This is a genomic window from Gordonia sesuvii (genome assembly GCF_036350415.1).
GTDB classification, from domain to species: Bacteria; Actinomycetota; Actinomycetes; order Mycobacteriales; family Mycobacteriaceae; genus Gordonia; species Gordonia sesuvii.
On record NZ_JAZDUF010000002.1, the window covers coordinates 353382 to 376890 of the forward strand.

Consider the following 23509-nt stretch of genomic DNA (forward strand, 5'->3'; position numbering starts at 1 on the left):
AGAAGGTGAGGCTACCCTAATGCTGTGGCTATCCCGTCTATCGACCCCTACCCCATCCCCCGCGGCCCGTTTCCCGCCCGCGTCGACTGGGCGCTGGAACCGAGGCGCACCGCGCTGCTGATCCACGACATGCAGCGATACTTCATCGACGCCTACCAGCGCGACCGGGAACCGATGGTCACCGCCTTACCGAACATGGTCCGTATCCGTGAGGCATGCTGCCGCGCCGGGGTGCCCGTCGTCTACACGGCTCAGCCAGGCGACCAGCACCCGTCCCGCCGCGGGATTCTCGCCGATTTCTGGGGTGGCGGACTCGAGTCGGGTCGCGACGAGGAGATCGTCGACGAACTCAGTCCACGCGAGGACGACATCACCGTCACCAAGTGGCGGTACTCCGGATTCCAGCGCACCGATCTCCGGCAACTGCTCGGACACCATGGACGCGATCAACTCATCGTCGTCGGCGTCTATGCCCATATGGGCTGCATGATCAGCGCCACCGAGGCGTTCATGAGCGATGTGGCACCGTTCTTCGTCGTCGATGCGATGGGCGACTTCACCCGCGACGAGCACCAGATGGCCGCTGAATACATCGGCAAGCGTGCGGGTCTCGTCTGCACCACCGCACATGTCCTGAATGCACTGTCCGTCACCGACCAGTTGACCGTGGACACTTCGACGATCCGCACCGGCTCGCACTGATGAGCACCGCGCCCATCGCCGGCATCGACGGACGTACCGCAGTCGTCACGGGTGCGTCCGGGGGCATCGGCCGCGCTGTGGTCGACGCGCTCGCCGCGGCCGGCGCGACGGTCCACGCCTGGGATCTCGACGCGGGCGCAGGACGGCGGGTCGACGTCACCGATCGCTCCGGCGTCGAGAGTGCTTGGCAGGAAACCGAACAGCAGGCTGGCCCGGTTGACCTGTTGGTGCACGCGGCAGGAGTGCTCAGCGACGATTGGGCCGTGTGCATGGCGGTAAACGCGACCGGCGTTCGCAACGTGCTGGATGTCGCGATGACCGCGATGTCGACCCGACGCGCCGGTGCCGCCGTGGTGATCTCGAGCAACGCGGGCGCGACTCCACGCGCCGACATGGCGGCGTATGCCGCGTCCAAGGCAGCTGCGACCTCGTACACGCGTAGCGTCGCGCTGGCCGTCGCGTCCAGTGGTGTCCGGGTGAACATCGTGTCCCCGGGCTCCACCGACACATCGATGCTCCGCGGCATGTGGTCGTCGGACGCTGACCGGGACACCGTGATCGCCGGCAATCCTGGTCGATTTCGTCTCGGAATCCCCCTTCAACGCATCGCCGACCCCGATGACATCGCGGCGGCGGTGGTCTACTTGGCCTCCGATGCTGCTCGGCACGTGACGATGCACGATTTGCGTGTCGACGGAGGTGCAACGTTGGACATGTGAATGGCGAAACACACGTTGGTCAGAAGTCCCCGAAGTTAGGTAATCGTCTTGAAGAACAAGCGTTTCGCACTCCGCGCCCCGCTGGTCGCGGCAACCGCTGCGCTCATCGCACTGGTTGCGGGTTGCTCGGCGCCGTCCGAGGAATCGTCGGACAGCAGCGCCCCCTACACGCCCGTGACCATCGAGCACGAGTACGGCAGCACCACCATCGACAACCGTCCGGAGCGCGTCGTCACCCTGCTCACCAACTGGACCGACACCCTGGCCGCCCTGGACATCCCGATCACGGCCGAGTTCAAGGAACAGGGATACGCCGGCCCGAACAATGAGTTCGAGTGGACCCCCGAGCATGAGTCGGAGGTGAAGGTCGTGGGTTCCCTGTCCTCACTGGATATCTCGGAGATCGCCGCGTACGAACCGGATCTGATCCTCGCAGGCTACCTGGGTGACGAGCGTCGTTACGAACAGCTGAGCGGTCTCGCGCCGACCATCCCGGTGATGCAGGAAGGCGCGACCGTCGACACCTGGGAGGACATCGCGACCACCACCGGGCAGATCTTCGGGGTCGAAGACGAAGCCGAGGCACTCGTGACCGACACCAACGAGAGGATCGAGCAGTTCAAGTCCGATCACCCCGACGCGATGGGCAAGACCTTCACCTTCGCCCAGTTCCAGCCAACCGGGCAGATCGGTGCGATCAACTCCACAAAGGACTCGGCCGCCGGCCTCCTCGAGCAGCTCGGCTTCACGCTGAATCCTGCTCTCGCAGAGCAGCACAACGGAACCGCGACGCGTTCGCCGATCTCGACCGAGCGTATCGACCTGCTCAACTCGGATCTGCTGGTGGCGTGGACGCTCGGCGACGACTCCGTGTACCAGAACGTTCCGGGCTGGGACAATCTCACGGCCGTGCAGAATGACACCGTCGTGTACCTGACCAACGACAACGCCCCGGCGTTCGGCGTGCCGAGCGCCCCGTCGGTGGATTACGTGATCGGGCTGCTGAATCCGGTGGCCGACCGGATGTGACACGACGCGTGTAACGGGGTCTCGATACGCCGCTCCTTCGTCGCGGCTACTCGACCAACGGGTTGGAGCGGGTCTCGATACGCGTCTCCTTCGTCGCCGCTACTCGACCAACGGTTAAAGCCGCGCGAGGCGACCTTTCGCTGGTCGAGTGGCCGCGCGAGCCTGCGAGCCGGCGTATCGAGACCCCCCGCACCGTCCGTTCATCAACCGAATTCCCCTCTCCGCTCTACCGATAGATCCCGGCGCGGCCGACAATCGTCACATGACCCGGCCACCGCCACCGCTTCCCGCGGTCCACACGATCGACGAGGTCGTCGCAGCGATCGACGTGATCGTCGACTGGGCCGGCTCCGAGTCGAGCCGGATGGGCTACTTCGCCGCGCTCTACAAGCGCATCACCGTGGCTGTGGGCGTCGCCATCGACGAAGGCGCCTTCGAGGACGCCGCCCGGATGGAGCGACTCGACGTCGTCTTCGCTGCCCGCTATCTCGACGCCGTCAACGGGTGGTTTCACCCCGACCGGTTCCCGGCACCGACCCGATCGTGGCGTACGACCTTCGAACACGCCGCGCAGCCGAAGCCGATTCTGGTGCAGCACATGTTGTCCGGGGTGCACACCCACATCGTCCTAGACCTCGGTATCGCAACCGTCGACGTTACCGGAAGTGCACGGCGGCTACGTGATCTCCGCCGTGATTTCGACACCATCAACGCCGTCCTCGCGAGTCAGGTGGCCGGCGTTCTCGCCGATGTCAACGAGATCTCACCGGCACTGGCCGACATCTATGCGGTGCTGCGCGATCACCAGATCTTCGTGATCAATGAGGCAATCCGAGCATTGCGGGACAGCGCATGGCGGTTCGCCACCGTTCTCGCGCCGACTCCGGGTTTCGCACGGCCGCCTGTGATCTGGACCCGGGACCGTCGTGTGTCACATCAGTCGGCCCTGGTGTTCGATCCGCCGGGGCTCATCGGTGTGCTCGATCGTGCGGTCACCCAGATCGCGGCCCGGGAGAGCCGCGACGTCGCGCACAACATCCGTGTGCTGAACGAGATCGCGGCCACTCCCGCGCCGATTCAGACCGAACTCTGAATTCAGAGCTTCAGCGTCCGGGCCATTGCTGGGCGTTGGACCACTGCAGCGCCTCCGTTTCGGCCCACGCACCCAACCCATGCCCGGCTTGGGCCTCCCGGAAGTCGACGTCGGCACCGTCGGTGCGCATCTCGTTGACGAACTGGGTGGTCAGCGGAGCGAACGACACCGGGTCGAGCGTTCCCTGCTGGACCAACATCGGTGCGCCGAAGCCCGATGTCGGCACGCCGGTTGCCTCGCGCAGAGCCGGGATCAGCGGGCCCTGGTCGAATGGGCGGGCGATCAGCTGGCCGACGTTCATTCCCCGCGTGGCACGACCCTGGTTGGGGTAGCAGAATGTCTTCGCGTCCTCGACCACCTTGCGCCCCAACGGCGTCAGGTACGAGTCGACGTCGAGTTCGGGGCGTGCCACCTTGAGGCCGGCCATCACGTACGAGAAGTACGTCACGTAGTCCGGCACCGCCACCGGAGGCACACCGGGACGCAGCAACTGGAAATAGTCGGCGATGTTGACCGGAGGTGAGTTCACCACGCCTCCGACGTTGCGGAGCTCCGGGGCGTAGTCGTCGGCCAGGCTCGCCGACCACAGGGAAGCATGGCCACCCTGCGAGGCCCCGCTGGTGATGTAGGCCGGTGAGGCGGTTCCACCCTGCTGCGCGACGACGGTCCGCGCGGCGCGGACCGAGTCCAGGACATTCTTTCCCGCCACCTCACCGTCGAGGTAGGCATGCACACCCGGGCCACCGATACCGGCGTATTCGGTTGCGGTGATGACATATCCGTCTTTCAGCCACGGTCCGAGCCAGTCGTCGTAGCGACCCTCGTGGCCCATCCGATCGGTGACCGTGCATTGATCGCCGAGACCGGCGGTGCCGTGCGCGTAACCCATCAGTCGCCAACCGCCGGGCCGCGGAGCCTTCGATGGGATGAGCACCGTCCCGCGGACCGGGATGAGGTCCCCGTCCGGGTTCTCCGACAAGTAGGTCATCGCGATGACCCGGCCGGCGCCGGCGACCTTCGAATCGGGTCGGTCGGTGATGTCGGTGGTGCGCAGGACCGTTCCGGCCTCGGGCTGTGGTGCTGCGGAAGCTCCGGGCACCACGACGAGTCCCACCCCGGCGAGCACCGAGGCACCCACGAGAGCCATCCTTCGAGTCATCCTCCGGATCATGCGACCATTGCCTCCAGTTTCTTGTCCTCGGCGAAACACATTGATCTCAACACGTTGTGGTAGGCGTTGAATCCGAAGTTCAACGGCGCGTAGAAGAGTCCGAACGGGCGCGGCACGTACTGCGCGACACCGGGGAGTGCGATCGGCAGTGCATTGGCGTAGATCGTCTGGGCGACATAAATGCTGAAGTACATCGTGTAGTACGCAGCCGTCATCGACTTGGTGACGGGCAGGTCCCAGAGCCGGACCTGCTCACCTAGATTCTGGCCGTGATTGAAGTTGTGGATCAGCCCGATGACGATGTCGAGCGGAGCGCCGGATGTGCCGATGCTGAACTGGTTCTCGCCGATGGTGAGCGGGATGTCCGGCGACACGTAGCCGCCGAGCAGCGAGATCAGCCCCTCGATCTGGTTGAAGTCGGCCGGATCTGCGGGAATCAGATTGGCCGGCACCCACGTGTTGCGCATCCGGTTCTCGACGTCGCGGGAGATGCCGGTGATCGCGGCCTTCGTCGCCGGGTCCTTGTTGGTGTCGACGAGGTACTTCGTGGTCCGGTCGACGATGCGGGACATCGGCTGGTTGCCGATCGGTTCGCAGCCGCGCTGATCCGCGAGATCCACCTGACCGGCGATCTCGTCGATGAACTTCGGCACCGATCCCGCGAACCGCAGATCCTTGACCGGCTTGCCCGCCTGGTTCTGCTCCTCCTGTGTCATCGAGACGAGGCAGGAGTTCACCAACGCACTCGAGATGAACTGGTATAGGTACCGCGCTCCGTACATGCCGATGTAAAAGGGCAGCGTGACGAGGAACCGGACGTTGATCGGTCCCCAGATCGGTGCGATGTTCGGGACAGCGCTCAGGACGACCGTGAGCGGGATGATGACGGTGGTGTGGATGAGCAACCACACCGTCTCGACGGCCTGCGCCAGGGTCAGGTTCTCGACCGTGATGGCCTGGAACTGCTTGCCCTCGCGCACATTCAGCAGCTGCGAGACGACGTACAGCGAGATGGGGTCGCGATACTTCATGATCGGGTCCCCGCGCTCGGCGCCGAGCTGATTCGGATGGTTGGACACCATCATGTTGGAGATGCGGAGCCGGTCCATGTCCCGATGAGCCTGCGCCTTGATGGCGGCGCGGTCTTTGCGCACCTGCGGGGGCAGGTACGGGACGATCGAGTCGAAGATCGCGTCGTAGATCTTGCCGAATGTGGCGAAGTCGGAGCCGACGCATTCCTTCTTCGCCTCGGCTGAGGCGTTCGGTTGTGCGGGTGCTGACGGCGTCGCCGGTACCGCGCCCGCCGGCGCGACAAGCGCACCGTGACCTTCGGCGAATCCGACTGTGATGACCGCAGCCATCACGATGATCGTCACTCGGCGTAGCAAGCGCCCCACCCTCTCGACCCCAGGTACTTCCCCATACCCGCCGACCGGTGCTCGTGATCGGCACAGCGGCGAGAACCACCCGAGTTAGGTGATCCTAAGCAAAGTAACAGGCCGGTCTCAGTGGGGCCAACGCCGGTGACCATTTCCACAACGAACGTGTCGCGGAATCTGCGCTATGAGCGAGCGTCGAAGGCGTCCACGATGCGTTGGGCGGCCAGTGCGGGGGTGAGATCGCCCGTACGGACGTCGCGTTCCACTCCGGAACGGATCTGCCTGACCTCGGGACTGTGCGCCAAGCGAGACAGCACGATGTCGTTGACCATCGCCCACGTCCAGTCGATCTGCTGCTGGGCGCGCCTGGCGTCGAACTGTCCTGCGTCGCTGAGGGTCTGCTTGTGTCGGAGCACCGCGTCCCAGTACTCGGACACGCCGGAGTTCTCCAACGCGCTCATGGTCTGTACCGGGGGCACCCAGAGCGCGTCGTGCGGATAGATCAGCTTGAGCGCGTTCTTGAGCTCACGGGCTGCGCCCTTGGCCTCGTTGAGGTGTTTGCCGTCGGCCTTGTTCACCACGACTACATCGGCGAGCTCGAGCACACCCTTCTTGATGCCCTGCAACGAATCCCCGGTCCGCGCCAAGGTCAGGAAGGTGAACGTGTCGACCATGTTGGCCACGGTCACCTCGGACTGGCCGACGCCTACGGTCTCGACGAGAACGACATCGAATCCTGCGGCCTCGACCAGCACGATCGTCTCTCTGGTCGCCTTGGCGACGCCACCGAGTGTGCCCGAGGTCGGCGACGGGCGAATGTAGGCGTTCTTGTCCATCGACAGCCGGCCCATGCGGGTCTTGTCGCCGAGGATCGAGCCGCCGGTCCGCGTCGACGACGGGTCGACGGCGAGGACGGCGACCTTGTGTCCCTGCTCGATCAGGTACATGCCGAGCGCCTCGATGGTCGTCGACTTCCCGACGCCCGGTACACCGGTGATGCCGACCCGAAACGATCGCCCCGAGTGTGGTGTCAGCCGGAGCAGCAACTCCTGCGCCGCCGCGCGATGATCGGCGCGACTCGACTCGACGAGCGTGATCGCACGAGCCAGATCGGCCCGGCGATCATCGAGCACCCCACGTTCGAGCGCGTCGACATCGATTCGTCTGCGCGCCGCCGCGACCGCGCTGTCGTCGTTCTCCTCGGAGGTCACGCTGGGACGACTCACTCTGGGGCGACCCCGGCCAGTTCATGCCCGAGACCGTCGGCGAGCTTGGTGACGAGTTCCACTGCAGAATCGGCGATCACGGTTCCCGGCGGGAAGATCGCGGACGCCCCGGCCTGATACAGCTCGTCGAAGTCGCCCGGCGGGATCACGCCACCGACCACGATCATGATGTCGGGCCGTCCCACCTCGGCGAGCGCCTGCTTGAGCGCCGGCACGAGGGTCAGGTGACCGGCGGCCAACGAGGACACACCCACGACATGCACGTCGTTGTCCGCCGCCTGCGCTGCGACCTCGTCGGGGGTTGCGAACAACGGGCCCACATCGACGTCGAAGCCGAGGTCGGCGAACGCGGTCGCGATCACCTTCTGCCCGCGATCGTGGCCGTCCTGCCCCATCTTCGCGACGAGCACACGGGGGCGGCGGCCTTCGGCCTCGCCGAACTGCCGGACGATCTCGGTCGCCGCGTCGACGTTCTTCACCTCGCCCGCCTCATGTCGGTACACCCCGCTGATGGTCTTGATCTCCGCTTGATGGCGACCATAGACCTTTTCCATCGCCTCGGAGATCTCCCCGACCGTCGCCTGGTGGCGAGCCGCCTCGATGGCCAGAGCCATCAGGTTGTTCTCGAGGCCGCCTTCGTCGGACGCCGCGGCGCGGGTCAGGTCCGCCAATGCCGCCTGCACAGCGTTCTCGTCGCGCTCGGCGCGCAGGCGCTCGAGCTTCTCCAACTGCTCGGCGCGCACCTTGGAGTTCTCGACCTTGAGGACCTCGATCTCCTCGTCGTCGGCGACCTGGTACTTGTTCACGCCGACCAGCGGCTGACGGCCCGAGTCGATCCGCGCCTGCGTACGAGCAGCCGCCTCCTCGATCCGGAGCTTGGGCAGCCCCTCGTTGATGGCCTGCGTCATGCCGCCGGTCTCCTCGACCTCACGGATGTGCGCGCGTGCCTTCTGCGCCAACTGGTGCGTCAACCACTCGACGTAGTTGGAACCGGCCCATGGATCGATCGACCGGGTGGTCCCGGACTCCTGCTGCAGGAGCAACTGCGTGTTGCGGGCGATCCGCGCCGAGAAGTCGGTGGGCAGGGCGATCGCCTCGTCGAGCGCGTTGGTGTGCAGCGACTGGGTGTGCCCCTGGGTCGCGGCCATGGCCTCCACGCAGGTGCGTGCCACGTTGTTGAACACGTCCTGGGCGGTGAGGGACCAGCCAGATGTCTGCGAATGTGTACGCAGCGACAGCGATTTCGGGTTCTTCGGCGCGAAGTCGGCGACCAGTTCGCTCCACAGCAGGCGCGCCGCACGAAGCTTGGCGACCTCCATGAAGAAGTTCATCCCGATACCCCAGAAGAACGAGAGCCGGGGTGCGAACTTGTCGATATCGAGGCCGGCCTCGAGGCCGGCGCGGATGTACTCGACGCCGTCGGCCAGTGTGTACGCGAGTTCGAGATCCGCTGTGGCCCCGGCCTCCTGGATGTGGTACCCGGAGATCGAGATGGAGTTGAACTTCGGCATCTTCTGGCTGGTGTACTCGAAGATGTTCGAGATGATCCGCATCGACGGCTTCGGCGGATAGATGTAGGTGTTGCGGACCATGAACTCTTTGAGAATGTCGTTCTGGATGGTCCCGGCCAGCTTCTCCGGCGGCACGCCTTGCTCTTCTGCGGCGACGACATACAGCGCCAGGATCGGCAGCACTGCACCGTTCATGGTCATCGACACCGACACCGAGCCGAGGTCGATGCCGTCGAAGAGCTGACGCATGTCGAGGATCGAGTCGATCGCGACGCCTGCCATGCCGACGTCGCCGGCCACACGGGGATGGTCCGAGTCGTAGCCGCGGTGCGTGGCGAGGTCGAACGCGACCGACAGACCCTTCTGTCCCGCGGCGAGGTTACGACGGTAGAAGGCGTTGGACTCGGCGGCCGTCGAGAAACCCGCATACTGACGAATCGTCCACGGCTGATTGACGTACATCGTCGGATAAGGGCCGCGGATGAACGGCGCCTCACCGGGAGTCGAGTCGAGCGGGTAGGGATGCTCGTCGTCGGTGGTCACCGCATCCCGGTCCGCCCGGGTGTAGATCGGCCTTACGTCGATCTGCTCCGGTGTGTTCCAGGTGATCTCGTCGGGTGACTGGCCCTGTGCGCGCGCGAGCCGTTCGATGGCCGGCTCCGCAGACCCGCTTGTGGTGGCGGTTGCGGAATCCAGGTCGACCCCGGCGAAGCTGGGGACGGCGCCGAAATCCTGTGCCGTGCTGGTCGGTTCGGTCTGGGTCATGAGGACGCTCCCGCCGATTCGTGGGTGAGCTGGTCGAGGAGTTCACGCAGGGTGGTGACGGCGTCGATGCCGATCCGCAGGGATCCGTCCGGTTTCTGTTCGTCGGGCCATTCCTTGTCCGGACCCGCCATCAGCACCGTGGACAGGTCGGTCGCGCGTGCGGCGGCGAGCGCGGCCGCCCCGTCGTCGGCGTAGCGCTGCTTGCTCGCACACAGAACCGCGATCGACGTGTCACCATCGCGCACCGCGTCGGCGATCGCATCGGGGGTCAGCGGACCGGGATTGATCGCCGAGATACCACCTGAGGCAAGGAGGTTGGCGACGAATGTGGTACGTCCGTTGTGCTCGGCGACCGGGCCGAGCGGCAACAGCAGCACCGAAGGACGTCGGCCGGTCTCGGTGAGGACGGCGTCCGAGCGATCCCGCAACTCTTCGAAGGCGCGACCCACCCGGGCCAGCCGTGGTGAACCCCCGGGGACGTCGTCGATGTCGGCCACGTCGGTACCCAGCGGCTTCTCGTCGAGATTCGGGAACTCGTTGAGCCCGGTGACCGCGATCCGGCGATGAGCGACGGAGTCGTCGCGACGCGCGAGCGTCGCGCTCACCTGATCTGCGATCCACCCCGAGTCCAGTACTGCGCGATAGCCTCCGGCAGTTTCGATCTCGCCGAAGACGGACCACGCGTTGGCCGCCATCTCTTCGGTGAGCGTCTCGACGAACCACGATCCCCCGGCCGGATCCAGGACCCGACCGATGTTGGATTCCTCGAGCAGGAGCAGCTGAGTGTTGCGCGCGATACGTCGCGAGAAGCTGGCGCTCGACGTGCGCCGATCGGCCGGGATCGCCGCGTCGAAGCCGAGAACCGTCACCTGGTCGGCCCCACCGACACCCGCGCCGAACGCCGCGATGGTGGTGCGCAGCATGTTGACCCACGGATCACGCTGACTCTGCATCGACAGGTCGGTGACTCCGTGGGTCAGGGCCGCACCCGCGTCCGGGGCGCCGACGACCTCGGCCACCCGGGCCCAGAGCTTGCGTAGCGCACGGAACTTGGCGATGGTCGCGAACTGGTCGTCACCCGCGGAGACCGCGAAGGTGATCTGCCGCAACGCGTCCGCGGCGGACACCCCGACCGCGGTGAGGTCTCGCAAGTGGGTGACGGCCGCCGCGACGACCAGTGCGAGCTCGAGTCCGTTGTCGGCGCCGGCGGTGGCGAAATCGGTGCCGTCCACCCGGAACGATCGCACCGTAGAGGGCGCTTCGGCGGCGAGCGCAGTCGCTTCCGCGACGTCGACGGTGGGCCGACCGGAGAACGCCGCTGTCAACGGACTGAACCCGAACGAGGTGACGGTGGCAGGAGTGGGCTCGGCGGCCTGTGGGGCGGCGCCTGCCTTCTCCCGCAGGGCGAGCAACGCGCGCGCCGCCGCGATCCCCTCGATACCCGCGTCGAGTGTGACCGGGATCAGATCGAGGTAAACGCCGTCGAGCACGGTGGCGAGGTCATCGGCGCCGAGCGCATCACCGATGCGCAACCACAATCCGCTGGTCCCGTTGGCCAGCGCTTCCAGAATGCTCTCGTTGACCTCGGCGGCACCGGCCGTGTCGTCGCCGAATCGCTCGGTGACGCGCCAGCCCATCACGACGTCACGATCCGGATCCGCACCGCGAACGAACGGGAAACTTCCCGGGAGGCCGGCTTCGGCCGTCTCGTCCTTGCGGGTGTACAGCGGGCGGATGCGAAGTCCATCGATCGTGTCGGTGGACAGCAGTTCCTCGGCCGTCGCGCCCAACTCCTCGACGGTTGTCCGCCGGGACTTGGCCACCACCGCTGCTGCGGCATCTGACCAGGACTGATAGGCCTCGGCGAGCGGCCCGTCAGGCCGATCGGACGTCGACGCAGTGGTCTGCGACATGGGTCGTGATACCTCCGTCATGCTCGGGTCGAGCGCGTACCCGACTTTAGCCGAACGCTCGCTCGGCCCACATGGGAGGTCTGTTGTGACAAGGAGCACGCAGTCGCGCGCGGGTAGAGTGTCCCGGTGCCCTCCGACCCCCTCACCACCGCGAACGCGTCGTCGACCGGGGGTGACCCAGAGGTCGGCCGGCCCACCCGCCGGCGCATCGACCACCGGGTGGTGCGGCCGGCCCTGACCCTCACCGCGGTCGTCGCGGTCGTATTGCTGAGCTCGTACTTCATTCCGATCCCGTCGATCGGCGCGGTCCGATCGTGGGGCGAAGACCTTGGTCCCGTCTTTGTGTGGGTGTTCTTCGGCGCCTACGCACTGATAACGATTGCGCCGATCCCCCGCTCCCCGTTCACCGTGATGTCCGGGATCCTGTTCGGTCCCGCGGTCGGGATCGTCGGTGCCATGGCCGCGTCGACAGTGTCGGCGATGGTGTCGTTCTGGCTCGTCCGGGCCGTCGGGCGGGAACGGGTGCGGCCGTATCTGACGAAACCGGTCGTCCGGTCGGTCGAGTATCGGCTCAGCAGGCGCGGATGGCTGGCTGTCGGCTCGCTGCGCCTCATCGCGGCGTGCCCGTTCTCGGTCGCGAACTACTGTTCGGCGCTGTCCTCGGTGCGGGCGCTGCCCTACCTCGTCGCCACCGTCGTGGGCATGGCGCCCGGCACCATCGCCGTGGTGCTCCTCGGCGATGCCATGGCCGGACAACGCAACCCGCTGTTGCTGTTGCTCAGTGCGTGCTTCTTCGCCGTGGGGCTGACCGGCTTGATCCTCGACGCTCGGCTGCCTGTGTCCGACCCTTCGTGACACTCGGCTAGCGCCTCGTTCCTCAGGGATCGGACAACACTCGCGCGGCGCCTCGTTCCTCAGGGATCGGACATCCCCTGGTCCCTGAGGAGTTCCGGAGCGCTAGCGGAGGAACGTCACGAAGGGCCGTCCGAGTCCGCCGCCTCCGACGTCGCGGGGGTCGGGGCTGCATCTCGCGCCTGCCGATTTCCGTAGGAGAGCTGCCGTGACGAACGTGTCGCGATCTCCGGATCGACCGGACGACGAGCCACCTTCTCCGCCTCCGCCACCGCCTGGGCGACCTTGGGATCCGACTCCAGCGAGAACCAGTCCTCGGTCTCGGCCTCGTCGACCGCCGACGGTTCGTCGTGGGTCGGTTCGTAGCGGAACACACCGTCGTCGCCCTGGGCGCCGAAGGACTTCGCGAATCCCTGAAGTGCGGAACCGAAATCGGATGGCACCACCCAAACCTTGCTGCTCTCCCCCTTGGCCATCTCGGGGATCTGCTGCAGGTACTGGTAGGCGAGCAGTTCGGGAGTGGGCTTGGCGGCCTTCACGGCGGCGAAGGTCTTCTCGATCGCCTTCGCCTCACCCTGCGCCTTGAGGTAGGACGCGGCCCGATCGCCCTGGGCCCGCAGGATCGTCGACTGCCGATCCGCCTCGGCGGCCAGGATCGCCGCCTGCTTTGCACCCTCGGCAGCGAGGATCTGGCTCTGCTTGTTGCCCTCGGCGGTCTTGATGGCAGACTCGCGCTGACCCTCTGCCGAGAGAATCGTCGCGCGCTTCTCCCGGTCGGCCTTCATCTGCTTCTCCATCGATTCCTGGATCGACGGAGGCGGCATGATGCTCTTGAGCTCCACGCGCGCGACGCGCAGACCCCAACGACCGGTGGCCTCGTCGAGCACACCACGGAGTTGCCCGTTGATCGAGTCGCGGGAGGTCAGCGTCTCCTCGAGGGTCATCCCGCCGACGACGTTACGGAGCGTCGTGATCGTCAGCTGTTCCACACCGGCGATGTAGTCGTCGATCTCGTAGACGGCCGACTTCGGGTTCGTCACCTGGAAGTAGACCACCGTGTCGATCGACAGCGTCAGGTTGTCCTCGGTGATGACCGGCTGCGGCGGGAATGACACGACCCGCTCACGGATGTCGACGCGGGCGCGGATCCGATCGATGAACGGAAGCAGCAAGGTCAGCTGTCCCGAGACCGTCCGCGTGTATCGACCGAGGCGTTCGATGACTGCTGCCTCGGCCTGCGGGATCAACGCAATGGACTTGACCAGTACGACGACCACGAGCAGGACGAGCAGGGCCAGTACCACCAACCCGGCATACTCCATGTTCTCCGTCACCCCTTCCAGACGACTGCGGTGGCGCCGTCGATCTGCACGACGGTGACCTCGGCGCCGGCTTCGATCACCTCACCCGGATCGAGGGTCCGGGCCGACCAGACGTCGCCACCGATCTTGACCCGGCCGTCGTGCGAATCCACACGTTCGGTCACGACGGCATGCTTTCCCTCGAGTGCTTCGGTATTGGTGAGCAACTGCGGACGGTTGAGCATGTGGCGCCGGGCCACCGGTCGGACGACGACCAGCAACAGCACCGAGACGACCGCGAACACGACTGCATCCACCCAGAGCGGGGGCTCGAGAGCGAAATCCACACCGGCCGCGGCCAGCGCTCCCCCGCCCAGCATCAGCAGTACCAGGTCGCCGCCGAACATCTCGGCGATGACCAGGACGATCGCGGCGGCAAGCCACAACAGAGCGGTCATGACTCCAGTGTGCCAGACGTCACGGTTTGCACGTTTCGTCCGAATCCGGGTCAGCGGTCCCCGTCGGCTGCGGTGACGAAATCGATGAGTTCCTCCACCGAGCGCAACAGGTCGACCTCGAGGTCGGCGTAACTCCGGACCGACGAGAGCACTCGACGCCATCCGTCTTGCGGTGTGCCCCAGCGCAACTCGCGACACACGCCGGTCTTCCAGTCGACACCGCGGGGAACCTTCGGCCACGCCCGGATGCCGACCGAGGCGGGTTTGACCGCCTCCCAGACGTCGATGAACGGATGGCCGCAGACCAGCACGTGTTCCCCCACGTCGCCGGTCAGCCGCATCTCCTTCGAACCCGCGACCAGGTGATCGACCAACACACCTGCCCGTCGATGCCCGGCGGGACCGAACACCCCGAGGACATCGGCGAGGTTGTCCAATCCGTCGAGACTCTCCACGACGACACCTTCGACGCGGAGGTCGTCACCCCAGACACGCTCCAGCAACGTCGCATCGTGTACACCTTCGACGAAGATGCGACTCGCCCGAGCGGTGCGCGCGCGTGCCGGTCGAACAGTCCGCGAACCGGATGCGGTCGTGGCCGGCGTCTGCGGGCCGCGCGATCGGGGCCGGACGAGGGTCACCGGTCGACCGTCGATCAGGAACGCCGCCGGATGCATCAGGAACACGCGCGTGGCGCCGTGCCGGTCCTCCAGGCGGACGAGGTCTCCGGAGTAGCTTTTCTCGATGCCGACGATCGCGCCGCAGAACCCGGTGGCGGCGTCCTCCACCACCAGGTCTCGGTCGGCAGCGACTTCGGGGGCTCGGGGCTTGGCTCGGCGAGGGTTCGCCAGCACGTCACGTCCATACCGGTCAGCGCTCACGAGAAGTCACCGTAGGACGCATCGCCTGCGCAGCCGTGACCGCCACGCCGGATGATCGGCGATTGCCCGACTCGCCTATCGTGGAGAAGCCATGACCAGCACCGACCTCATCGCCCCGGGACCACCCGCGTGGCCCGGCTGCGCCCTCGGCGCGTGGGCCGCGGCGTGGTCGGCCGGTCGCTGCGGTCCCGACGATGTCACCGACACCCTCGGCGACTTCGCCGACCGTCACGTGGTCGACGGCGACGGACTGCCGCCGGATCTCACGGAGCACTCTCGGCTCGGTCTGCTCGCCCTGGTCCGTCGCGGTCGACGGCTGGGGGTGCGCCTGCCCACCGCTGGAGACCCGCAGGGGCTCCCGCCCGGTCCGGCCACCGCCGCGGCGCTCGACGCCGGTGAGATCCTGCTGATCGACGACGACGTCGACGACATCACGTTGGGTCTGGTCCCAACGCTGGTGGGCGATGTCTGCCATTGGGGTGTATACCGCTACGAACACCCCGTCGACATGACCACGGCCGAATCTCTGGCGCAGCTGGAATACGATCTCCGCGAAGCGATTCGGGAGACGGCCGACATCATCGGCGGGCTCGGCGGCTCAGATCTGCGGGTGCGGCCGGCCGCCCTGCGTGCGACGTTGGCCACCCTCACCGCCCGCCACCAGGTCGATCTCCCACCGCACGACGATGCACGTGCGACGCGCGTGATCGACTCCGCGGCAAGGGTGGAAGCGATCGTCACGATGGCCGGAGCGCACGTACCGACCTTCGGTGTCACCGCCGGCCACGTCGAAACCGGTGACGTCGGACTGCGTCGACTGGCCACTCTCGCCCGCAACGCACGCGCAGCCGCCGTCAATCGCGTGATTTGCGAACACCTACCGACCGGCCTCTGAACGAGCCGATGCGCGCCGCCGCCGGGGCGAGGACTACGAAGCCGCGCCGCTCACGCGGGACGGCCGCGCCACCGGCACGCAGCAGTCCGGTCGGCAGGGGGCGCCGTTGTCACCGCATCCCATCGCGCGCAGATCGCCGCCACCTTCGGCATACCGCTCGATGAGGTCGGCGATGAGTCGGATGAAGCGCGGGTCGGTACCCACCGTGTCGGCCCGGACGTAGTCGATCCCGAGTCGTGCGGCGACGTCGGCGGCCTCGTTGTCGAGGTCCCACACCACTTCGAGGTGATCGGATATGAACCCGATCGGGTAGGCGATCACCTGGCGGACGCCTTGGGCGGCAAGCGCTTCCAGATGATCGCAGATGTCGGGCTCCAGCCACGGCACCTGCGGCGGTCCGGATCGCGACTGCCACACCTGGTCGAAGTCGGTGTGGCCGACTCGATCGGCGACCGCAGTGGCGGCGGCGTACACCTGACGGGAGTACAGACCGCCGCCGTCGGATGCCGGTCCTGCGGCGCGGTCGGCCGACAACGGAACCGAGTGGGCGGTGAACACCAGCCGCGGCGGGACGTCGCCGGCCGGCATTGCGCCGGCAGCACGGGTGATCGCGTCGGCCCCGGCGTCGATCATCGCGTCGGCGTCCCAGTACTGCGGGATCTTCCGCAACAGGATCGGATCGTCTGTGGCAGTGGCGGGCTCGCGGTGCGCCAACGCGTCGAGCGCTCGTGCGATGTCCTCGTGGTACTGGCGGCAACCCGAATAGCCCGCCCACGCCGACGTCGGGAAGACCAGGATGCGGCGATGGCCGTCACGGAACATCTCCGCGACGGTGTCCTCCACCATCGGATGCCAGTTGCGGTTGCCGAAGTAGACCGGCAATCGGCGGTCTCGCGCCTCCAGTTCGGAGCGTAACGCGTCGATCATGTCGAGATTGAGTCGATTGATCGGCGAGATGCCGCCGAAATGGAAATAGTGTTCGGCCACGGCTTCGAGGCGTTCACGGGGCACCCCGCGGCCCCGAGTGACGTTCTCCAGGAACGGCATCACGTCCTCGGGTCCGTCCGGTCCCCCGAAGCTGAGGAACAGGACGGCGTCGAATCCAGCCGTGGTGTCGGCCACTATCCGGCGAAGTTCTCGGGGAACCAGGTGTTGTGGCTGGCGCCGCCGTCCACGTAGACGATGGACCCTGTGGTGGCCGGCAACCAGTCGGAGAGCAACGCGCACACCGACTTCGCGACCACAGTCGGGTCATCGACGTCCCATCCGATCGGCGACGCCCCGTCCCAGTAGGTGTTGAGCATGCTCAACTGCTTGGCGTCGTCGGTGGCGGTTCCGGCGATCGCCTTCGCCGCAAGGGTCTTGATCGGCCCTGCCGCAACGAGATTGGAACGGATCCTCTTGGCGGTGCCGACTTCGCGGGCGACGTACCGGTTGACCGATTCGAGCGCCGCCTTCGCAACGCCCATCCAGTTGTAGTACGGCAGCGCTGTGCGCGGATCGAAGTCCATTCCGACGATCGACCCGCCCTCGTTCATGACGGGCAGGACGGCGCGTGCCAGGGACGCGTAGCTCCAGGCGGAGATCTCGAACGCCTTGGCGGCGTCGGGGCCGGGTCCGTCCAGGAACGGCTTGGCGTCAGGACCCATCAGGGTGCGCGGCGCGAAGGCGATGGAATGCATGACGCCGTCGATGCCCTCGGGGGCGAGTTCGGAGACCTTGCCGGCCAGCGCGTCGAGGTCGTCTTCACTGGTGATGTCGAGTCCGATCGCCGGCGGCACCTCCTGCGGAAGTCGCTTGGCGATGCGGTCGATGAGGCGGAGACGCTCGGGGATCCCGGTGATGATCACCTTCGCGCCCTGCTCCTGGGCCATCGCCGCTGCGTGGAACGCGATCGACGCGTCGGTGATGATGCCGGTGATGAGGACGGTCTTGCCGTCGAGAATTCCTGTCACGGTTCGCTCCTGGTGTCTGGTGGTCTGATCGGCGAGTCGGCGTGTGGCGTCAGTTGCCCATGCCCATGCCGCCGTCGACGGGCAGCACCGCACCGGTGATGTAGCCGCCCTCGTCGGAGGCGAGGAAGCTGATGGCGGCCGCGACGTCCTCGGGCTTTCCGGTCCGTCCCAGCGGGATGGCCTGCTTGGCCATCTCGATGTAGCGGTCCTCCATGGCGGCGGTCATGTCGGTGTCGATGAAGCCCGGGGCGACGACATTGGCGGTGATGTTGCGCGATCCGACCTCGCGGGCGATCGAGCGGGCCAGGCCGATCAGGCCGGCCTTGGATGCGGCGTAGTTGGCCTGACCGGGGATGCCCGACGTCGCGACGACCGAGCCGAGAAAGATCATCCGGCCCCACTTGGCGCGTTGCATGCCCTTGGTGGCCCGCTTCGCGCAGCGGAACGCACCCGTGAGGTTGGCGTCGACGACCTTCTCGAACGACTCCTCCGAGAGCCGCATGAGGAGCATGTTGTCGGTGATGCCGGCGTTGGCGACCAGGACCTCGACCGGACCCTGGTGCTCGGCCACCTCGTCGAACGCACGTTCCACCGAGGCGTTGTCGGTGACGTCGCACTGCACCCCGAACAACCCGTCGGGAGCGCCGGAGCCGCGGTGGGTCACCGCGACCTTGTGTCCGTCGGCCGCGAGGCGGCGAGCGACCGCGAGGCCGATCCCGCGGTTGCCACCGGTCACGAGGACCGAGCGGGAGACCTGCTGAGCTTCGTTGCTGTCTGCCATGGTGGTCAACTTATCCGTTCGTCGGAATCCGGTGCTCTGGTGGGCTGCCCGCGGCCGCTGCCCGGTCAGGGCAGGCGCCGGTTGATGGCCAGCGCGGCGAAGGCCGACAGCAGCGCCAACAAGGTACCGGCGATCAGCCATGGACGGGAGTTGTCGCCGCGACGCGTTTCGTACCCGATCTGTTGCTGCAGCGTCTCGTAGACGCGGTTGAGCTCGTCGAGGCTCGCGGCGGTGAAGAACTGTCCGCTGGACAGATTGGCGATCTTGCGCAGCGATTCGTCGTCGACCGGGACGGGCACCTGGTCGCCCTCGAGGTCGACGGTCCCGCTCATCGTGCCGAACGAGATCGTCGAGATCGGGATCTTCTCCTCGCTCGCCTTTCGGGCCGCGGTGAACGCCCCGCGCGGGTCGTCGGGGTCGTCGGGCACCGTCTCCTTGCCGTCGGAGAGCAGGACGATCCGGGCCGGCGGTGCCGCCGCGTCGCCGCCCAGCACCGCGTTGAGGGTCTGGATCTGCTGGATCGCCGCGAAGATCCCCTCACCGGTGGCGGTCTTGTCGTCGAGTCGCAGCTTGTCGACGGCCGCCTTCGTCGCGTTGTGGTCCGGGGTCGGCGACACCAGTGTGGACGCGGTCCCGGCGTACGAGATCAACCCGAGGTTGATGCCGTCGGTGAGTTCGTCGGCGAACGTGCGCGCGGCGTCCTGCGCCGCCCGGATCCGCGACGGCGCGACGTCGGTGGCGTTCATGGACCGTGAGACGTCCATCACCAGGATCACCGTCGCCTTGTTGCGGGGCACCCGCCGGTCGGCCTGGGGCGCCGCGACGGCCACGACCAGCAGGATCAGCGACACCAACAACAACGCGATGGGGACGTGCCGCAAGCGGTTGCGCTGTTCGGGCGCGACACGGTTGAGCAGGTCGAGATTGGCGAACCTGAGCGCGCGCTTGCGTCGCAGGCGCTGGACGTAGATGTAGGCGGCGGCCAGGCCGGCCACGACCAGGAGCAGCAGGAGCCACCATGGGCTCGCGAGGAACGACACTCGCGCCTCACCCGACCCCGGCGGCCAGGCCGCGCCGCCGCTGTGCGACGAACTTGACGGTGTCGGTGATCCAGTCGCGATCGGTTCGCAGACCCAGCACCGGTCCCCCGCAGCTGCGGATGGTCCGATGCACCTTCGCCTGATGGTCGCGTGCCGCGGCGGCGAAGTCGCGCCGAACTGCGGGGGTGATGGTGATGTCGCGTACCTCACCGGATTCCGCGTCGGCCAGACTCACCTCGCCGACATCGGGCAGCGTGAGGTCACGCGGATCGAGTACCTCCACGGCGAGCAGTTCATGGTGGGCACCGATCGCGCGCAACGACCGCTCCCAGTCGATCGGGCCGAGGAAGTCACTGATCACCACGGCCAATCCGCGCCTGCGCTGAGGTCGGCGCAGCGCCTCGATGCCGGCGTGCAGATCGCCCCGGACGCCGGTCGATGCCCGCGCGGTGGTGGCGATCGCCTTGAGCAGATTCTGGGCGTGGGCGCGTCCGCTCCGAGCCGGCACACGAACCAGTCGGTCGCCGGTGCACACGATGGCGCCGTGCCGGTTTCCCCCGCCCGAGGTGAGATGAACGAGCGCGGCCGCGGCCGCCACCGCCAGGTCACGCTTCGTGCAATTGACGGTGCCGAAGTCGAGGCTCGCCGATGCGTCCACGACGAGCCAGGTCTCCAGTTCGCGGTCAGCGATCATCTGCCGGACGTGGGGCTGTGTGGTGCGCGCGGTCACCGACCACTCCATCCGTCGGATGTCGTCGCCGGGCTGATAGGCACGCGCCTCCCCCGGCTCGGACCCGGGTCCGGGGATCAGTCCGAGGTGCTCACCCTGCAGGACGCCGTCGAGCTTGCGACGCACGGTCAGCTCCAGCGTCTTCAACGCCGCCGTGAGCTGTGGCTCGGAGAGCAGCCCTGCGCCCAGCGACGGCAGATCTTTATTGGCCGGCATACCGAGGTGTCGTCTGGTTCGCCGTCGCCTGGTTCACCGTCGCCTGGTTCCCCGGGGCCTGGTTCACCGGGGCACCGTTCTGACCCGGATACTGTTGCGGCGCCTGCACATTAGGCTGCGGCTGACCGGGGTGTCCGCCCGCCGCGACCGGCTGCGCGCCGACCTGCGGCAGGCCCACGGTCTGCAGCACGCGGGTGATCACCTGATCGGCGTCGACCTCGTCGGCGAGCGCGTCGTAGCTCAGGACGAGACGATGACGAAGAACGTCCGGGATGATCTCGACGACGTCCTGTGGGATCACGTAGTCGCGTCCACGGACGAGAGCCAGCGCCCGCGCGGCCGCGACGATGCCGAGGGTCGCGCGAGGCGACGCCCCATAGGACAGCCATGCGGCGACGTCGGACATGCCGAGTTCGGCGGGACGGCGGGTCGCGTTGATGACGCGGACGACATAGTCGACCAACGCGTGGTGGACGAAGACATTGGCCGCGGTGCGTTGCAGTCGGATCATCGTCTCCGGGTCGAGCACCGGCGTCGCCGACGGCGGTACGTTGCCCATCCGGTAGACGATCTCGCGCTCCTCCTCTACCGACGGGTAGTCGACGAGCACCTTGAACAGGAATCGGTCGCGCTGCGCCTCCGGCAGCGGGTAGACGCCCTCGTTCTCGATCGGGTTCTGGGTGGCCATGACCAGGAACGGTTCCGGCATGGGGTAGGTGGTGCCACCGATCGAGACGTGGCGCTCGGCCATCACCTCGAGCAGCGCGGACTGCACCTTCGCCGGGGCGCGGTTGATCTCGTCCGCGAGCAGGAAGTTCGCGACCACCGGACCGAGTTCGGTGTCGAACTCCTCTTTGCCCTGGCGGTAGATGCGCGTGCCGATGAGGTCGGTCGGGACGAGGTCCGGGGTGAACTGGACACGGGAGAACGAACCCCCGACGACCGTCGCGAAGGTCTCGACCGCCAGCGTCTTCGCCACACCCGGGACACCCTCGAGCAGGATGTGCCCACGGGCGAGCAGACCGACGAGGATGCGTTCGACGAGCTGATCCTGCCCGACGATGACCCGTTTGACCTCGTAGATCGCCCGCTCGAGCAGTTTGACGTCACTGTCGGACAACATGACCGATCCGTCTGGGCCGGCTCCGCCCGCGGATTCGGCCGGGGGATGCGAAGAGGTCAAGCGGGTGCTCCTGTTCCGTCGACGTGCTGCGCAGGTCGGTCGTGCGTCAGCGGTGTCTGGGCGGCCTGTCGCTGCCAGCGTAGTCGCGTTCTCTGAAAAGCGGCCAAGAAGGGTCTGGGCGTGGCCGACCGCCGTTGCGGTTGCGGCGCGGCGGCGCCATCCCCGAGCCGGTCAGAGCAGACGGACGACGTTGGGCATCGCGCCCGCGGTCCGCAAGGGCGACACCTTGACCACGTCTCCCGATTGCGGGGCCTCGATCATCTTGTTGTCGCCGAGGTACAGCGCGACATGCTGACTGGCGTTGGGACCGTAGAAGATCATGTCTCCACGACGCATCTGCGACAGCGGGAACTGTGGTCCCGACGTGTACTGGTAGCCGGTGTAGTGCGGCAGTTCGATGCCGACACCCGCGAACGCGTAGATCATCAGCCCCGAGCAGTCGTACCCGATCTTGTTGTAGTCGCCGTGGCTGTCGGCCACGCCGCCGTCACGGATGCCGCGGGTCGGGCCGTTCGCGTCCCCGCCACCCCAGGCGTAGGGCACGTTGAGCTGCGACAGCGACCGATTCACCACGATCTCCACGGCCTGCGGACCCCGCAGGCCGGGGCGGACCATGCCACCACCACCGCCGGAACTGCCGAACAGTGACCCGAGGCTGCCACTGCCGATCGCCGAACTCAGCGAATCGGGACCGCTGCCGGTCATGTCGGTGCCCCCGACGCCGAGTTCGTCGAGCAGTTCCGAATGGGGCAGCTGCTGTTGACCGACGAGACCCGCGAGGACCTGCTGTCCGACGTCGAGCGCGAGCTTCGCCGCCGCCTGTGCCGCCACTGCGAGTGCCTGGTTGTCCCCACCCGTGCCCGGCGCGGTCCCGGGTGGTGCAGCAGGTATCCCCGAGGAGTCCGGGAACAGGTTGGCGAGCAGTTCGCCCGCCGACGGCCCCTCCGCCTGGCGCTTGGGGACGACGCCACGGAGCTTGTCCAGCGAGGCCTGCACCTTGTCGCGCTTCTGGATCAGGGAGGAACGGCGCTCCTGCTCCGACGCGACCGCGGAGCGTGCCTGCGCGACTGCGGACAGCGCGTCGTCCTTGCGGGTCGCGGCGCTCTGGGTGGCGAAGGCCGCCTGTCGCTGCGTTGCCTGGACGGCGGCGACACGATTGGCCTGCTGATTGCGGGCGACGGTGAGGCGCTCGATGGTGTCGCGCTGTTGTCTGCCGAGTCGGTCGATGACCGTCATGCGGTCGAGCACGGAGCCGGGGTCGTCGGAGGACACGTACTCCGCCATCGAGCTGCGTGCGCTGCCCTGCCGGTAGACGTCGCGGGCGAAGGTGTCGAACTCGTCCTGCGCCTGGGCGACCTTGCGACGGGCATCGGACAGCGAGCGCTTGGCCGACTTGGCCGCGACGGTGGCGAGTTGCTCCGCGGCCACCGAGTTCTGGTAGTCGACGAGGGCCCGGTTGACGTTCTCCTGACGGACCGCGACCGCACTGTCGAGATCGGCGATGTTCTGGTTCGCCTGCGCGATCTGATTGATCAGACCCGACACGCGCGAGGGCTGTCCGTTCTTCGGGGCCGCCTGGGCCTGGCCCGCGCCCACCGCCCCCAGGACGCCGATGACCAAGAGCGCACAGAGCCGGGATCGCAGATTTCCGCGACCCGCTCCGACCGTAGCTCGCCTCACCAGTTCTCCCTCGTCGTTCGCGGCGTGCC

The 23509-nt window shown here is 67.1% G+C and carries 21 protein-coding genes; 6 read left to right on the top strand and 15 right to left on the bottom strand.

What is annotated here, in order from left to right:
* The first annotated feature begins 24 nt into the window (after positions 1-24).
* The 4 genes from VZC37_RS08395 to VZC37_RS08410 all read left to right on the top strand — a co-directional run bounded on the left by VZC37_RS08395 (position 25) and on the right by VZC37_RS08410 (position 3543).
* Entirely contained in the window at positions 25-702 is a 678-nt protein-coding gene (locus VZC37_RS08395; RefSeq protein WP_330432013.1) for an isochorismatase family protein, read from the top strand.
* The gene (locus tag VZC37_RS08400) at positions 702-1421 is read left to right on the top strand and encodes an SDR family oxidoreductase (RefSeq protein WP_330432014.1); all 720 of its coding nucleotides are present in this window, start codon (positions 702-704) and stop codon (positions 1419-1421) included. The genes VZC37_RS08395 and VZC37_RS08400 overlap by 1 nt, the downstream gene beginning before the upstream one ends.
* Before the next feature lie 48 nt (positions 1422-1469).
* Positions 1470-2450 (top strand): iron-siderophore ABC transporter substrate-binding protein, encoded by a 981-nt coding sequence (locus VZC37_RS08405; protein WP_330432015.1) that lies wholly within the window; start codon positions 1470-1472, stop codon positions 2448-2450.
* Between the two features lie 262 nt (positions 2451-2712).
* Entirely contained in the window at positions 2713-3543 is an 831-nt protein-coding gene (locus VZC37_RS08410) for a DUF5995 family protein (RefSeq protein WP_330432016.1), read from the top strand.
* A gap of 10 nt (positions 3544-3553) precedes the next feature.
* On the opposite strand, the gene VZC37_RS08415 is transcribed toward VZC37_RS08410, so the two are convergent.
* From VZC37_RS08415 to VZC37_RS08435, 5 genes are all read right to left on the bottom strand, one after another.
* Positions 3554-4690, bottom strand: a complete 1137-nt coding sequence (locus VZC37_RS08415) for a lipase family protein (protein ID WP_330432017.1) — start codon at positions 4688-4690, stop codon at positions 3554-3556.
* Between the two features lie 20 nt (positions 4691-4710).
* Positions 4711-6075 (bottom strand): hypothetical protein, encoded by a 1365-nt coding sequence (locus VZC37_RS08420; RefSeq protein WP_330432018.1) that lies wholly within the window; start codon positions 6073-6075, stop codon positions 4711-4713.
* Positions 6076-6275: 200 nt separating this feature from the next.
* Complete coding sequence (gene meaB, locus VZC37_RS08425) at positions 6276-7319, bottom strand: methylmalonyl Co-A mutase-associated GTPase MeaB (protein WP_431309361.1); 1044 nt, start codon at positions 7317-7319, stop codon at positions 6276-6278.
* The gene (gene scpA / locus VZC37_RS08430) at positions 7316-9595 is read right to left on the bottom strand and encodes a methylmalonyl-CoA mutase (RefSeq protein WP_330432019.1); all 2280 of its coding nucleotides are present in this window, start codon (positions 9593-9595) and stop codon (positions 7316-7318) included. Before scpA ends, meaB begins: the two co-directional genes overlap by 4 nt.
* The gene (locus tag VZC37_RS08435; RefSeq protein ID WP_330432020.1) at positions 9592-11508 is read right to left on the bottom strand and encodes a methylmalonyl-CoA mutase family protein; all 1917 of its coding nucleotides are present in this window, start codon (positions 11506-11508) and stop codon (positions 9592-9594) included. The genes scpA and VZC37_RS08435 overlap by 4 nt, the downstream gene beginning before the upstream one ends.
* A gap of 126 nt (positions 11509-11634) precedes the next feature.
* On the opposite strand from VZC37_RS08435, the gene VZC37_RS08440 reads away from it, so the two are divergent.
* Positions 11635-12363, top strand: coding sequence for a TVP38/TMEM64 family protein (locus tag VZC37_RS08440; RefSeq protein WP_431309362.1), 729 nt, complete (start codon positions 11635-11637; stop codon positions 12361-12363).
* A 116-nt stretch (positions 12364-12479) separates the two neighbouring features.
* Here VZC37_RS08440 and VZC37_RS08445 read toward each other — a convergent pair whose 3' ends face one another.
* The 3 genes from VZC37_RS08445 to VZC37_RS08455 are packed head-to-tail and all read right to left on the bottom strand — an operon-like array spanning position 12480 to position 15000.
* Positions 12480-13682, bottom strand: a complete 1203-nt coding sequence (locus VZC37_RS08445; protein ID WP_330432490.1) for an SPFH domain-containing protein — start codon at positions 13680-13682, stop codon at positions 12480-12482.
* An 8-nt stretch (positions 13683-13690) separates the two neighbouring features.
* The gene (locus VZC37_RS08450) at positions 13691-14119 is read right to left on the bottom strand and encodes an NfeD family protein (RefSeq protein ID WP_330432022.1); all 429 of its coding nucleotides are present in this window, start codon (positions 14117-14119) and stop codon (positions 13691-13693) included.
* A 50-nt stretch (positions 14120-14169) separates the two neighbouring features.
* Entirely contained in the window at positions 14170-15000 is an 831-nt protein-coding gene (locus tag VZC37_RS08455) for a DUF3097 domain-containing protein (protein ID WP_330432023.1), read from the bottom strand.
* 91 nt (positions 15001-15091) lie between these two features.
* Between VZC37_RS08455 and VZC37_RS08460 the strand changes: the two genes are divergently transcribed.
* Positions 15092-15895 (top strand): hypothetical protein, encoded by an 804-nt coding sequence (locus tag VZC37_RS08460; protein WP_330432024.1) that lies wholly within the window; start codon positions 15092-15094, stop codon positions 15893-15895.
* 33 nt (positions 15896-15928) lie between these two features.
* Here the strand turns inward: VZC37_RS08460 and VZC37_RS08465 are convergent, their stop codons facing one another.
* The 7 genes from VZC37_RS08465 to VZC37_RS08495 form a co-directional block, all read right to left on the bottom strand.
* Entirely contained in the window at positions 15929-17017 is a 1089-nt protein-coding gene (locus tag VZC37_RS08465) for a ferrochelatase (RefSeq protein ID WP_330432025.1), read from the bottom strand.
* Complete coding sequence (inhA, locus tag VZC37_RS08470) at positions 17017-17850, bottom strand: NADH-dependent enoyl-ACP reductase InhA (protein WP_330432026.1); 834 nt, start codon at positions 17848-17850, stop codon at positions 17017-17019. The genes VZC37_RS08465 and inhA overlap by 1 nt, the downstream gene beginning before the upstream one ends.
* A 49-nt stretch (positions 17851-17899) precedes the next feature.
* Positions 17900-18631: a 3-oxoacyl-ACP reductase FabG1 gene (fabG1, locus tag VZC37_RS08475; RefSeq protein WP_330432027.1), complete on the bottom strand. Its 732-nt coding sequence runs from the start codon at positions 18629-18631 to the stop codon at positions 17900-17902.
* Between the two features lie 65 nt (positions 18632-18696).
* Positions 18697-19671 (bottom strand): VWA domain-containing protein, encoded by a 975-nt coding sequence (locus VZC37_RS08480; protein ID WP_330432028.1) that lies wholly within the window; start codon positions 19669-19671, stop codon positions 18697-18699.
* Between the two features lie 7 nt (positions 19672-19678).
* A complete protein-coding gene (locus tag VZC37_RS08485) occupies positions 19679-20617 on the bottom strand; it encodes a DUF58 domain-containing protein (RefSeq protein ID WP_330432029.1) in 939 nt (312 codons plus the stop codon).
* Positions 20604-21800: an AAA family ATPase gene (locus VZC37_RS08490; RefSeq protein WP_431309363.1), complete on the bottom strand. Its 1197-nt coding sequence runs from the start codon at positions 21798-21800 to the stop codon at positions 20604-20606. Before VZC37_RS08490 ends, VZC37_RS08485 begins: the two co-directional genes overlap by 14 nt.
* Positions 21801-21971: 171 nt before the next feature.
* Positions 21972-23480, bottom strand: coding sequence for an NlpC/P60 family protein (locus tag VZC37_RS08495; protein ID WP_330432031.1), 1509 nt, complete (start codon positions 23478-23480; stop codon positions 21972-21974).
* Positions 23481-23509: the final 29 nt, after the last annotated feature.